Origin of the sequence: Sorangium sp. So ce375 (assembly GCF_051473855.1) — a bacterium.
Taxonomy (GTDB): domain Bacteria; phylum Myxococcota_A; class Polyangia; order Polyangiales; family Polyangiaceae; genus Sorangium.
In genome coordinates, this window is the sequence record NZ_CP150335.1 from 6,938,887 (window position 1) to 6,951,277 (window position 12,391).

At 70.5% G+C, this 12,391-nt stretch carries 12 protein-coding genes; 6 read left to right on the forward strand and 6 right to left on the reverse strand.

Going from position 1 to position 12,391, the window contains the following annotated elements:
• The first annotated feature begins 291 nt into the window (after positions 1 to 291).
• Positions 292 to 585: a hypothetical protein gene (locus WME90_RS25725; protein ID WP_437274637.1), complete on the forward strand. Its 294-nt coding sequence runs from the start codon at positions 292 to 294 to the stop codon at positions 583 to 585.
• Between the two features lie 209 nt (positions 586 to 794).
• On the opposite strand, the gene ssuD is transcribed toward WME90_RS25725, so the two are convergent.
• A complete protein-coding gene (ssuD, locus tag WME90_RS25730) occupies positions 795 to 1,934 on the reverse strand; it encodes an FMNH2-dependent alkanesulfonate monooxygenase (RefSeq protein WP_437274638.1) in 1,140 nt (379 codons plus the stop codon).
• A 2-nt stretch (positions 1,935 to 1,936) separates the two neighbouring features.
• Between ssuD and WME90_RS25735 the strand changes: the two genes are divergently transcribed.
• From WME90_RS25735 to WME90_RS25750, 4 genes are read left to right on the forward strand one after another with little or no spacing between them, the layout of a single operon-like run.
• On the forward strand, positions 1,937 to 2,242 hold the full coding sequence (locus WME90_RS25735; protein ID WP_437274639.1) for a hypothetical protein: 306 nt from the start codon (positions 1,937 to 1,939) through the stop codon (positions 2,240 to 2,242).
• 38 nt (positions 2,243 to 2,280) lie between these two features.
• Positions 2,281 to 3,318, forward strand: coding sequence for a sulfonate ABC transporter substrate-binding protein (locus WME90_RS25740; RefSeq protein WP_437274640.1), 1,038 nt, complete (start codon positions 2,281 to 2,283; stop codon positions 3,316 to 3,318).
• Complete coding sequence (locus WME90_RS25745) at positions 3,315 to 4,118, forward strand: ABC transporter permease subunit (protein ID WP_437274641.1); 804 nt, start codon at positions 3,315 to 3,317, stop codon at positions 4,116 to 4,118. Before WME90_RS25740 ends, WME90_RS25745 begins: the two co-directional genes overlap by 4 nt.
• Positions 4,119 to 4,123: 5 nt before the next feature.
• Positions 4,124 to 4,963, forward strand: coding sequence for an ABC transporter ATP-binding protein (locus WME90_RS25750; RefSeq protein ID WP_437274642.1), 840 nt, complete (start codon positions 4,124 to 4,126; stop codon positions 4,961 to 4,963).
• 157 nt (positions 4,964 to 5,120) lie between these two features.
• Here WME90_RS25750 and WME90_RS25755 read toward each other — a convergent pair whose 3' ends face one another.
• The 4 genes from WME90_RS25755 to WME90_RS25770 all read right to left on the reverse strand — a co-directional run bounded on the left by WME90_RS25755 (position 5,121) and on the right by WME90_RS25770 (position 9,551).
• Positions 5,121 to 5,873 carry a hypothetical protein gene (locus WME90_RS25755; RefSeq protein WP_437274643.1) on the reverse strand — a complete coding sequence of 251 codons (753 nt, stop codon included), beginning with the start codon at positions 5,871 to 5,873 and terminating at the stop codon, positions 5,121 to 5,123.
• Between the two features lie 641 nt (positions 5,874 to 6,514).
• Positions 6,515 to 6,700: a hypothetical protein gene (locus tag WME90_RS25760; RefSeq protein WP_437274644.1), complete on the reverse strand. Its 186-nt coding sequence runs from the start codon at positions 6,698 to 6,700 to the stop codon at positions 6,515 to 6,517.
• Between the two features lie 126 nt (positions 6,701 to 6,826).
• Complete coding sequence (locus WME90_RS25765) at positions 6,827 to 7,783, reverse strand: hypothetical protein (RefSeq protein WP_437274645.1); 957 nt, start codon at positions 7,781 to 7,783, stop codon at positions 6,827 to 6,829.
• 388 nt (positions 7,784 to 8,171) lie between these two features.
• Entirely contained in the window at positions 8,172 to 9,551 is a 1,380-nt protein-coding gene (locus WME90_RS25770; protein WP_437274646.1) for a hypothetical protein, read from the reverse strand.
• Between the two features lie 179 nt (positions 9,552 to 9,730).
• Here WME90_RS25770 and WME90_RS25775 point away from each other — a divergent pair, with 179 nt between their 5' ends.
• Entirely contained in the window at positions 9,731 to 11,098 is a 1,368-nt protein-coding gene (locus WME90_RS25775; protein ID WP_437274647.1) for a DUF6688 family protein, read from the forward strand.
• A gap of 134 nt (positions 11,099 to 11,232) precedes the next feature.
• On the opposite strand, the gene WME90_RS25780 is transcribed toward WME90_RS25775, so the two are convergent.
• Positions 11,233 to 12,153: a transposase gene (locus tag WME90_RS25780; RefSeq protein WP_437274648.1), complete on the reverse strand. Its 921-nt coding sequence runs from the start codon at positions 12,151 to 12,153 to the stop codon at positions 11,233 to 11,235.
• Between the last annotated feature and the right edge of the window lie 238 nt (positions 12,154 to 12,391).

Sequence of the window (12,391 nt, forward strand, 5' to 3'; positions counted from 1 at the left end):
ACACCGCGCCCTGCCCGATGAGCAGCTCAAGCGCGCAGGCCGATCTCCGAGCGCGCGCCGTCGTTGCCTGCGCTGTCATGACAGCACGACATCAACGACTCGTCGAATTGACGATCCTGCGACTGCCTGTGCGCGCCGGTCTCTCGGGCGATGAGCCAGAACCGAGCGCGATGGGAATATTAATACAATTTACATTCACGGCAAGCACTACAACATCTACGCTCTATACCTGTTTCGTGGGTCGCGCGTCGCCGTGAAGTCTCTTCGTTCAGCGCTCAGCTCACAAAATGGATGACGCCGACGCTCGGCGCCTACCGTGGGCTCACCGGACCGGGGGAGCCGCGCGCCCGCTCCGCGTTGGGCGAGCTCGTCGCCTGCACCGTGGACCCCGCGCGGATGCAGACCGGCGTGTGGTCGGGACCGAGCTCGATCCAGACGCGCTACCTCATGGGCGTGTCCTGCGGGGTGTCCGAAGTCGCCGATGAGGAAGGAGGGCCAGCGAGCACGGGCAACCCAGGCACGACGGGCGCCGTGCGCTGGGTCATCGTCATCGAGGAGCGCTGCACACTGCTTGAATGCCGGTGAGCGAGCCCGTCCTTCACGCGATCTGTGACGGCCAGGTCGATTTTTATGGAGAGTGAACTATGTAATTTATCCCACAAACAACGCTTCCGGGGGATGCTCGGCGAGACCCTCGTGGCCCTCGCCGAGCACCCCTCGATCTCCTGCGGCGCGCCCTCGACGCGGCGGATCCCGACGAGCTCGAATGACGCCTCGGAGCGAGGTCGGCTGCCTCAGCTCTGCGATCGGTGCGGGAGGAGGTCGTTGGCGATGATCTCGCCGAACGGCCCCGTGAGGTTCGGGCGGAGGTCGGTGGCCCTCCGCTCGACGGGGAGCCGCGGGAAGAGCAGCTCGGCGGTCCGATAGGCCTCTTCGAGGTGCGGATATCCCGACAGGATGAACGTGTCGATCCCGAGCTCCGCGTACTCCTGCATGCGGCGCGCGACCGTCTCCGCGTCGCCCACGAGCGCCGTCCCGGCCCCGCCGCGGACGAGCCCGACGCCTGCCCAGAGGTTCGGGCTCACCTCGAGCGCGTCGCGCCGCCCCTTGTGCAGCGCGGCCATGCGCCGCTGCCCCTCGGAGTCGAGGCGCGCGAAGGCTTGCTGCGCCGCGGCGATGGTGCTGTCGTCGAGGTGCCGGATCAGGTCGTTCGCGGCGGCCCACGCCGCCTCGGCCGTCTCGCGGACGATGACGTGAAGGCGGATCCCGAAGCGCACCGCGCGCTGCTCCGCGGCCGCGCGGCGGCGGACGTCCGCGATCTTCTCGGCCACGGCGGCCGGAGGCTCTCCCCAGCTCAGGTAGACATCGACGTGCCGCGCCGCGAGCGCGTGCGCCGCCGGCGACGAGCCCCCGAAGTAGAGCGGCGGGTGCGGCGCCTGGAGCGGTGGAAAGAGGACCTTCGCGCCCTTCACGCGCAGGTGCCGCCCCGTGAAATCGACGGTCTCTCCGGCCAAGACGCGCCGCCAGATGCCGAGGAACTCGTCGGTGACGACGTAGCGCTCGTCGTGCTGGAGAAAGACTCCATCCCCCTCGGACTCCGCCGGATCGCCGCCCGTCACGACGTTGACGAGCAGGCGGCCGTCCGACAGGCGATCGACCGTGGACGCCATGCGGGCGGCCCACGTGGGCGAGACGACGCCCGGCCGCACGGCGACGAGGAAGCGCAGCCGCCGCGTCAGCGGGATCATGGCGGACGCGACCGCCCAGGCGTCCTCGCAGGATCGCCCGGTGGGGACCAGCACGCCGTGATAACCGAGGTCGTCGGCGGCCTGCGCAATCTGACGAAGGTAGGAGAGCGTGACGGGGCGCGCCCCCTCGGCGGTGCCAAGGTAGCGGCCGTCCCCGTGCGTCGGAAGAAACCAGAAGACGTTCATCGATGGAGAAGCTCCTCGCCCGTGAGTCGCCGGGTCAGGCGCGCGAGAGCACGATCCACACCGCGCGCCGCGGCGCGCTCGAGGCCGCGCCGCCGAGGCACACCGGCGAGCAGACCGCTGCACCGCCGCTGCTGCTCCAGCAACAACGAAAGCTGATCGACTGCTGCTGGAGCAGCAGTCAGCCGCTCCTCACTCAGGTGCTCCCCGGCGGACCACCGCACTTCGACCTGGCACAGCGTCTGCTGAACCCGGGTTTACATCATACATCCACCATCAACATAATTTTATACTATCAACAAGGTCCGTGAATGCTGACGTGGGTTGTGGAGGAAGCGAAGAAGCCCTCATGAGCAGGTACATCTCGTTCACGAACGTTCGCTCCGCGCTGCTGTGCTGCGCAGTTCTCTCGAGCTTGGTGCTCGGGTGCGGCCGCGGCGGCGAGGCGGGCGCCGCGAGCGAGAAGGCCGCGGGCGCCGGGGGCGCGCCGGAGGACACGCGCGCGGCGGTGGTCGTCCGGCTCGGATACCAGAAGATCGGCACGCCATTTCTGCTCAAGGAGCGCGCCGAGGCCCTGACGAAGGCGCTCGAGGCGAGGAACGCCCGCGCCGAGTGGGTCGAGTTTCAAGCCGGCCCTCCGCTGCTCGAGGCGATGCGCGCGGGCGCCGTGGACGTCGGCCACGTCGGCGAGACGCCGCCGGTGTTCGCGCAGGCGGGCAACGTGCCCTTCGTCTACGCCGCCAGCGACGCGCCGGCGCCCGGGGCGGAGGCGATCGTCGTCAAAAAGGATTCACCGATCCGCACGGTCGCGGCCTTGAAAGGCAAACGAGTCGCCCTCAACCGCGGCTCCAACGTGCACTACCTGCTGATTCGAGCCCTCGAGAGCGCCGGGCTGACGCTGGACGACATCCAGGTCGTCTTCCTCGCGCCCGCCGACGCGCGGACCGCGTTCGAGGGCGGCAATATCGATGCATGGGTGATCTGGGATCCGTTCCTGGCAGCGGCAGAGCTCGCCGGAGCCCGTATCCTCAAGGATGGCGAGGGGCTTGTCGATAACCGGCTGTTCTATGTCGTCCGTCGAGAGTTCGCGGAGGAGCAGCCGGAGATCTTGCGGATCGTGTTCGAGGAATACCGCGCCCTGTGCGCCTGGGAGGACGGGCACCGCGAGGAAGCGTCGCAGATCCTCGCGAGGTCTTCGGGGATCGCCTACGAGGCGTTCCTGCGGGCCGAGCACCGGCGCGCGTACCAGATCCTGCCGATCACGCCCGAGATCACGCAAAGGCAGCAGGCCATCGCCGATACGTTCCACAAGCTGGCGATCATCCCGCGCGACATCCGCGTCGAGGAGGCGCTCCTGCCGGGGGCCGAGATCGGAGGCGTGCGATGACGGCCGGCGAGGCGCGGGGAGGTGGAGGAGGGAGGCTCGGGCTGTTCGCTCCGTGGCTGGCCCCGCTTTCGCTCCTGATCCTCTGGGAGGTCCTGTCGCGACTGCAGATCATCCCGAAGAGCCTGCTGCCGTCGCCCGTGGAGGTGCTGGCGGCCGCGGCGAACGCCACGAGGAGCGGCGAGCTGCCCGCGCACCTCGGCGTGAGCGCGCTGCGGGCGGCGTTCGGGCTCGTCATCGGCGCCGTCATCGGGCTCGCGCTCGGCCTCGGCACGGGGCTGTCGCGCCCGCTTCAGCTGGTCATCGACGGTCCGCTGCAGATGCTCCGGGCGATCCCCGCGCTGGCGCTCGTGCCGCTCGTGATCCTGTGGTTCGGGCTCGGCGAGACCGCGAAGCTCTTCATCGTCGCGGTCACGGTGCTCTTCCCGGTCTATTTGAACACGTTCCACGGCGTGCGCAGCGTGGATCCGCAGCTCATCGAGATGGCGCAGGTCTATGAGGTGCGGGGGTTCGCGCTGTACCGCGAGGTCATCCTCCCCGGCGCGCTCCCCTCGATCCTCGTAGGTTTGCGCTTCGCGCTCGGGCTCTCGTGGCTCGTGCTCATCGTCGCGGAGACCCTCGGCGCGAGCCAGGGCCTGGGCTACGTCGCCATGAACGCGCGCGAGTTCATGCAGATGGATCTCCTGGTGCTCACGATCGTGCTGTGGGCCCTGCTCGGCAAGCTGGCCGACTCCCTGGCGCGGTGGCTGGAGCGCCGGCTCCTGCCGTGGCAGCCGCCGCTGCAGCGGCTCGAGGCGAGGTGAGAGCGATGAGCGGTTCGGGTGATCAAGCCGCCGGCGCGCGGGTCGTGCTGGAGCAGGTCGACAAGCGGTTCGGCGACAGGGTCGCGCTCGCGGGCATCGACCTCGACATCCGCCCTGGCGAGCTCGTGACCATCGTCGGGCGGAGCGGCTCGGGCAAGAGCACGCTGCTCCGCGTCCTGTGCGGCCTGGAGCAGCCCACGCGCGGCGCGGCGCGCGTCCTGGCGTCGAGGGAGGTCGCGGCGCGCGAGGCGGTGCGCGTCGTCTTCCAGGAGCCTCGGCTGCTGCCCTGGCGCACGGTGCTGGAGAACGTCTGCATCGGCATGCCGAGAGGACGCAATGCGCGCGCGCGCGACGTGCTCGACCGGGTGGGCCTCGGAGATCGGCTGAACGACTACCCGGGCGTGCTCTCGGGAGGGCAGCGGCAGCGGGTCGCCCTGGCTCGAGCGCTCGTGCACGACCCGCAGGTGCTGCTGCTCGACGAGCCGTTCGGCGCGCTCGACGCCCTGACGCGGATCGGGGCGCAGCGCCTCGTCGAGTCGCTGTGGGCGCAGCGCCGCTTCACGGCCATCCTGGTGACGCACGACGTGGAGGAGGCGGTCCTGCTCGGAGATCGCGTGCTGGTGTTCGACGAGGGGCGCGTCGTGGAGAGCGTCGTTGTGGATCTGCCGCGCCCCCGGGCCAGGGAGGTCCCTGAGGTCGGCCGCCTCGCCGGCGTGCTGCTCGACGCGATCTTCAGGAGCCCCTCGGAAGACGGATGGCCATCACGGCGCGGTGCGCGCGAGGACGCCTCCAGGCATCCCACGCCCATCCTGACCCCCGCCGGCCTCGGGGTTGCGCGCCATTGACAGGATGACGCCGCTCTGACGCTACTGGTCGAGGCAGAGCCACGCGCGCACCTGGTGGCGTCAGCGACCTTCCGGGAGGAGCGCGACGAACGGTGAATCGAGCGCTTCAGGAGCCGGGGCGAGCCTGAGGGGTTCCTGTGCAAGAGGATGCGAAAGGTCAATAGGCCTTTGGCCGTATTCCCTTGGTCGTTCGGCGCACGAGCTTCATCCGCTCGGCTCCACGGGGCTCGAACACGAGCGTTTCGGCCCAATCCCAGGACTTGCCGCCAGGCCCCGTCGTGCCGGCGGCCTTGTAGTCGACGGTCGTGCGCGAGCCGACGGTGGAGAACGCGAGCTCGACAAGGACCTCCTGCTGATATGCCGTATCGGGCTTCTGCGAACACCTGCTCGGCATGTCTTCCTGGAACCACCGGCGCAGGAACTCCCGGTGCGTGTCCTCACACTGATAGCCAAAGCCCAGGGCCGACGTATACGGGCAGTCCAGGCGACCTCGCGCGCCGTCCGCCGGCAGCTCGGCCCAATCGCAGTGGCTTACGAGCTCGGCCGACACATAGCCAACGGCCGCGCGCTCCGCTTCCGAGAGGCATGCGACAACGTCCTTGGCGACGACCGGCGTGCAACACCCCTCTGTCCAGTAGAGCTTCGTAGGTCGGTCGTGAGGCGCGCACGACGACGCCTCGGCGGTCGCGCTCGGCTCGGGTGCCGACGAGGGTGTCGCGGGAGGTCGCGGGGCGGAGAGCGACGATGGGGTCGGGAGGGACGTCTGCGTAGGCGCTCCGGACGAGTGCTCGCGGGTGCACGCCGCGACCCACGCTGCCGTGGCCAGGATGCCGAAGAGCGCTCGCTCTACCGCGATCAGGCGCCCCCGCGCGCCCGTTGCGCCGCCTGCGCGCTCAACGTCAGCGAGCATCGGCGAGGCGCTGGCGTCGCTTGCGCCTCGCCCGCTGCATCGGCTCGCGGGGCTCAGTAGTCGCGGTGTGCGCACGGGTCCAGGTCAGCAGAGAGCCGACGCGATGGCCAGCGCGGAGCACCGCGAGCGCCCCGCCCGGTGATCCTCGTCGGGCAGCCTGGTAGAGGTGGGCTTGGAGGCTCTTTCTGCATGGTGGTTCCGCGGCTCGTGCCCCTCACCCTCCCACTGCTCGTCGCTTCGTGTGGTCCCGCCGCCGGCTCTTCCCCCGCGGCGCTCGCGCCGGCTTCGGTCGCCATCCCTCCCGCCCCGCTGGAAGCGCCTGCGCCTGCCGCGGACGGGCAGGTCGTGGATCCCTCGGCCCCGCTGACGTTGCCGGTCGCCGCGCTCCCGCCGGCAACCTGGGTCGAGCCTCCCCTCGGCAAGCAGGAGCGGGCGAGGGCCAGGCAGGATCCGTTCCTCCATCAAACCGAGATGGCCCTCGGCGAGCGCGTCGCGATCATCGCCGCGAAGGGAGGCGGCGCCGACCCCACGAGCGGAGCTTTCGCCTTCGCGGTCGACGAGAAGCACGGCGTCGTCGGCCCGCTGAAGCTGCCCGCGCGCTTCACCTGGGTTGGCGTCGCCGGCCCGCAGATCGACGCCCTCTACGCGGCCACGCCGGACGGCGCGCTCCACCGGGCTGCCGGCGTCCGCGACGCGTTGAAGCCGGACGGATTCGTGCCGCGCGGCAGCGTCCCTGGCGCGACGGCCTGGGACGCGGCCGGCGGCCTCATCGCGGCCGCGGCGGGAGAGCGCGTCAGCGTCTCCGCCGACGAGGGCCGCAGCTTCATCTCAACCGTGGTTGCGCCCGGCAAGACAGTGCGAGCGGTGCTCGTGCGGCCCGACGGCGTGCTGGCGGCCGTGGTCGAGGCGCGCACGCGAAGCCCGGCGGCGCCCGACACGTTCCTCTCGGTGGATCACGGGCAGACATGGAAGCGATCGGCGTTCCAGCCGCGATCGATCAAGCGCATGGGGTCCTTGATCTGGAACGGCGATGCAAGCTGCCCCGCCGTGCTGAGCCGCGACGGCCAGGCGTGGACCAGGAGCGCTGCTCCCATCGACGCCCTGTACGCCCGACCCACGTTGGGCACCGCGCTGCGCCTCTCGTCTTCGTTCCGCGCCACGGCCGCTGGATCGTTCCGCTCGGCCATCGCCCCGCCGGCGCCCGAGCCGCCGCCCCGCGGAAGAGCCGCCGTCGGACGGGAGCCGCCGTGCAAAGCCGACAATGAGGGCGTCATAGGCGGCATTGCGGGCGGCCTCCTGGGCGCGCCCGGCGTCCATTGTGAAGGCGCGTTCTGCCTGCTCGAGGGCACCACGCCGCTGCCACAGCCGACGCGCACAAGGATCGCGACGTTCGGCGACGGGATCTGCGCACCGGCGAGCGTGCGACCGCCCGGCAGCACCTGCGCTGCGCAACTCACGCGGCCACCGACGTTCGCGGTCGTCGACCCTATCGGCAGCACCGTGACGCCCGTCGCGGCGCCGGAAGGGTGCCCGATGCCGGTCGCGCTGCACAACGCGGCCGGCATCGGCGTGCTGATCTGCCTCGGAGGCAGCGGGGGCGTGGATCTCTTCGTGCGGGGCGCGCAAGGCCCCTGGCACGCCGAGGGAAGCCAGGCGATCCCGGCCGAGGCGCTCAAGCGGATCGCCGCGGCGCCAGACGGCACGCTGCTGCTGCTCGGGCCGACGCCGCCGCCCGCGAGCGACTCGAAGCGGTGGCCGCTGCAGGCGCTCGTGCGTAGCCCGCTGCCGCTCGGCACACCGCAAGCGTGGCGCGGCGTCACGGCGCCGGACGGCGTCGCGGCATTGCCGGCTCCCGGCGGCGCGGCGCTCCTCGCGAGCTCGCCCGTGGCCTCGGCGGGCAGGCGCCTCAATCTGAGGCTGGATCTCCCAGGTCAGCCAGCGCTCCTCCTGGCGCGTGATGTCGAGGTCCACCAGCAGCTGACGCAGATGGATGTGCAGGACGGGCAGGTGCGGTTCCGCGTGCGCCCGAAGCCCGCGCCGGAGGTCCAAGGAAGGTCGAGTCTTCCGCCGCCCGAGCCGCAGGAGGCGCGCTGGCACGTGCTGACCCACGGCGACGAGCTCGTGCAGGAGACCCCCTCCGCGCCCCGCCACCGGTCGAGGAGCGCCGGCTCGGGCCCGCGGGCCGCTAGCGCCGCCACGCCCACTTTCCCTCCAGCCCGAGCGCGAGCCTGGCGTGGCCCAACCACGTCACGGACGATGGCGACGGTCGCAGACGACTCCGTGCCGCCACCGCCGGAATCAGCGCTCCCGGAGAAGAAGGTCCATCCGCCGGCGAAGCGCCTCGTTGCTCTCGCGCCTCGCGGCCTCGCGCAGCAGCTCGATCGCTGGCCCACGCACGGAGGCGTGCTCGAGCCCATCCATCGCCAGCTTCCGGGCGATCTCGCACGGCAGGGACAGCGCCGCGCCCCACACCGCGCCGTCGTGGAGACAGCCGCGGAGGCCGCTCAGGAGCGGCCTTGCGGCAGCAGCGTCGCCCCTAGCGATCGCGCCCTCGAGCCTCGTCGTCAGCCGCATCCTGGCCTGATCCGAGCGCGCGGCCCCGCACGCGGCGACGGCCAACGCCGCGATCTCCTCGTCGGGATCGGAGGTGAAAGGCCATACCGCATGGAAGAACGGAGTTCCGCCGGTCGCCACGGCCCCGAGGGCGCGGAGCAGCGCCTTCTTCCGGGCGAGGGACGCGGCCTGGAGGCGCGGGAGCAGGCGTTCCTGATCCAGAGTGAACTCCCGTCCAAGCCTGTCGAGGAACGCCGCGCAGTCCTCGTCGGGCATGCGGTCGAGCTCCTCGAGCTGCGCCTCGGAAACCCGAGGCAGTCTGGCCTCCTCCCTGGACTCCGACGCTTCCTTGGCCCGGTCGAGCGCCTCGGCGAGCCCCCTCTGAACCGATTCCTTGCCCCGGGCGTCCGGCGCCCGCGCTTCCAGCTTCAGCTCCGTCAGCAACGCCTCGCCGGCATCCCGGTGCTGCCCTGGATTCCGATCGATCAGGGCCGCCATCACGGGAGCACGGCGCCACGGGTCCGGAGAGGCGAGGGCCCGCTGGAGCGCGAGCTCGGCGTCGGGAACGCGGTATTCGCCGAGGACGAGCGACGCAGAGCGGACGTCCTCGAGCGATGCTGCCCGCTCGATGTACCGCTCGATCGCGGCGAGGAGGTGGGGATCGCTCGGTTCATAGCCCGAAATGACCTGCCGGAGCACGGGCAATAGGTCGCAATCCAGTCCGTCCGGGGCCTGCGCGGCCAGGAGCGACACGAGGAGCGGAACGTCGCCCGGACGACCGGCGACCCACAGGACGAGGAGGGCGCTCCTGTGATTCCTGCGGCATTGCCCTGGCGGGCCCTTGAGGGCCTTGATCGCCTGGACGCGCATCGCCCCGACGATCTCGTGCAGGGGGTTGTCCCTTCCCCACCGGGTCTCGGCCTGGCATCGCTGGAAGTATTCGAAGAGCCTGTTGAGCGCCTCGCGGGAGCCGGACCTGAGCACGATACGCGCGAGCCTCACCTGCTCCTCGTGGCTCATGGCCGACGTGAGGAACTCCTCGACGATCTCGTGCGCCCGCCGCCGGAGCGGCCGCCCTTCGGTAGACATCGCGGGGCGCGGACGGCGCTTTCGGTCGGGGCTCATGCGAGATCCCATCGATTTTACCAACATCCTCTCGAAGCGTCAGGGGCTCGCCGCCCGAGCAACGAACGCGGCGCCCTCTGCAAGGCGCGACCGCGCTGTCCATGCCGGTCGGCGGCGGGCGCGCGCGCCGCCTCGTGGGATGGATCTCCTGCGACCGGAACCGCTAGCATCGTGGACGCATGCCGCAGCAGCCCACGCCCGAACCGCAGCAGCCCACGTCCGAGCCGCAGCAGCCCACGCCCGAACCGCAGCAGCCCACGCCCGAGCCGCAGCAGCCCACGCCCGAACCGCAGCAGCCCACGTCCGAGCCGCAGCAACTCCCGTCCACGCAGCCCTTTTCGCTGGCCGACGGAGCCCTCGCCGCCCTGGTGGCCACCGGCTACGGCGTCCCGGTGCTCGCGGCGCTGCTCTTCGGCGCGACGCTGCTGGTCCGACTCGATGGGGCGATCATCGTCGCAGCAGCGCTCGGGCTGGCGGGTTGGATCGGCCTGACCGTATTGACCTACCGCACGATGCGGCGCCGGGGACGCGCTCCGTTCCAGGTGGCGGCCGAGGTGCTCACGCTGCTCCTCCTGCCCACCTGGGGGATGGCGTACAGCCACGATGCCCCCGGGACGTGCACTGTCCTGGCGTGCGACGCGGGCACCACGGCGTTCCGGCCGCTCGCCGAGCCCGAAGTTCACGGCCTGATCGCGCTGCACGCGCTCACCGCCCTCGCCTATGTCGTTTCACGGCGCCGGAAAGAAGCGCTGCCCGGCCCCGCGGAGCTCGTTGTCCATGCAGCGCTGATCCTGGGGATTGCGCTCCATCTCCTGCTGGCGGTGCACTTCGGCCCCTGGGTCGCGGCCGGCCTGCTCCTGCCGCCGGTCCTCCTGCCGTGCATCGCGCCTGTGATCACCGTCGTCTTCTATTCCGTCGAGCTGCGCGCACGCCTCGTGCGGCGGGGCGTCGAAGCCAGCGCACCTGCTCCGCTGGCCGGTGCGGATCCCGCCTATCGCGCCGGGCCTCCCCAGGTCCCGCTCCCGCCACCGGCCGCGATTCACCGACCGACGTTGTGGCGCGCCCTCGCGGCGTCGCCGGTGCTGCTCGGGATTCACGCCGTCCTGCACGCGGCCTGGCTGGGACATCCGGCAGCCGCGCTCCAGGTCTTCACCCGCACGTGTGGCTACACGCTGTCGCAACTCCCGATCGTGGAGCTTCCCGGCGACTGCCATTACCTGTGCACCGTCGCTGCGCACGGCCACGCCTGGCTTGTGCGCCCGATCCGGCTCGGACGGCGGGGCGGCACGCCAATCATCGTCAATCGCCAGCTCGCGATCGCAAACGCCTTCGAGGATATGCTGCACGAACGCTGGCCGCGCTTCGGCCGCACGGCGCGCCGGCTCTACGACCGGATGGGGCTCCCCGTGAGCCGATACATCAGCGCCGCCTGGGCCGCAGATGTCGTCTATCTCGCCATGAAGCCGCTGGAGTGGGCCTTCTACATGACACTCCTGCTGCTCGACCCACGCGCGCCAGAAGAGCGGATCGACCGCATGTATAGGTGAGAGCCACAGGGCTGGGCCCGATCGACCCGGCCCCGACCGACCCAGGCGGACGTTCCCCACGACACGGCAACAGCGCGCCGAACGCCTCCTCCATCCTCTCATCCCTCATTGCTACGAAGAGCGCCACCCGATATCTACACCGTGAGCCCGAGATCCGTCACGCTGGCGCCGTGGAACGTGCGCATCCACCAGGTTCCCACCGGGAATACCACGCTGCGTACCCCGGCGCGCCACCGTTCAAGCGCCGCGCGGTACGACGCGCGAAACGCCCGCACAGCTGCGCCTGCGATTCGCCATGCGTCCCCCTGCTCGCGGCCAACCGCAAAGGTTGGATTGCGATCGCGCAGCGCCTCGAAGCTCGTGACGCGCTCGTGCGGGGAGAGCTTGCTGACTCGCTCAGCACCAAGAAAGCGGCGCCCTTGCTGGTGCAGCGCTGCATGGGCCTGCGCCTCCTGGTCCTTGAGCTCGGCGGCGACATCGCGGCGAAAATCATCGATGCTGTCTTGCTCGACCGCCGGCGGCAACGCGAGCGGCAGCGTCACTTCCTTAGGCCACTGAGGATTCTCCGGGTCAAGATACGCCTGAGGACGCGCCGCGCGCAGCGCGCCACGGCCGAGCTCCTCCACATCGACTTTCGCCCCCGGCCACTCATATGCATGCCGGACGAGGCCAGCGGCCACAGGGTTCGCGAGCACGTAGGCGATCTTCTCCACCACTGCAGCGCGCGTCAGGAGGCGCACAACGCTCGTGGCTTCGTGGTCCCACACCGGTCCCTCCCACGCACGGAGCACCTTGGTGCCGAGCGCGACGATGCGATGAAAGAACTGCAAGAAGCGCGGCAGGACCCCGTTCACGTCCGTCACGACCAGGTGCAGATGCGTCGACATCGCGCAAAGCGCGTGAACCTTGATGTCGAAGCGACGGGCCGAGACCGCGAGGGCGTAGACCAAGAGCTGGGTGATGGCCGCATCGGGGCGAAAGAGCAGGTGCCGGCGCAAGACCCGACGGGTGATCATGTAGGTGGCGCCGGGAGCGATCTCGCGGGGGTGGCTCATGGCCCGCTTACACCAACAAATGCTGTGCCGGTGGTTTTTGTGAATCATTTCGAGCACTGGCCGCGCCACCACAGGTGGCGGCCGCCACTTCGCCCGCCACCTGATCCACCCGGTCCACCCCTACCTGGGTCAGTGCCATGCCCTTCTGGATCCGCCCCAACTTGGGTCGCTAAACACCCAAACCTGAGTCGGCCCTAGTCGATCCACCTCAACCTGGGTTGCCAGACCACCAAACCTG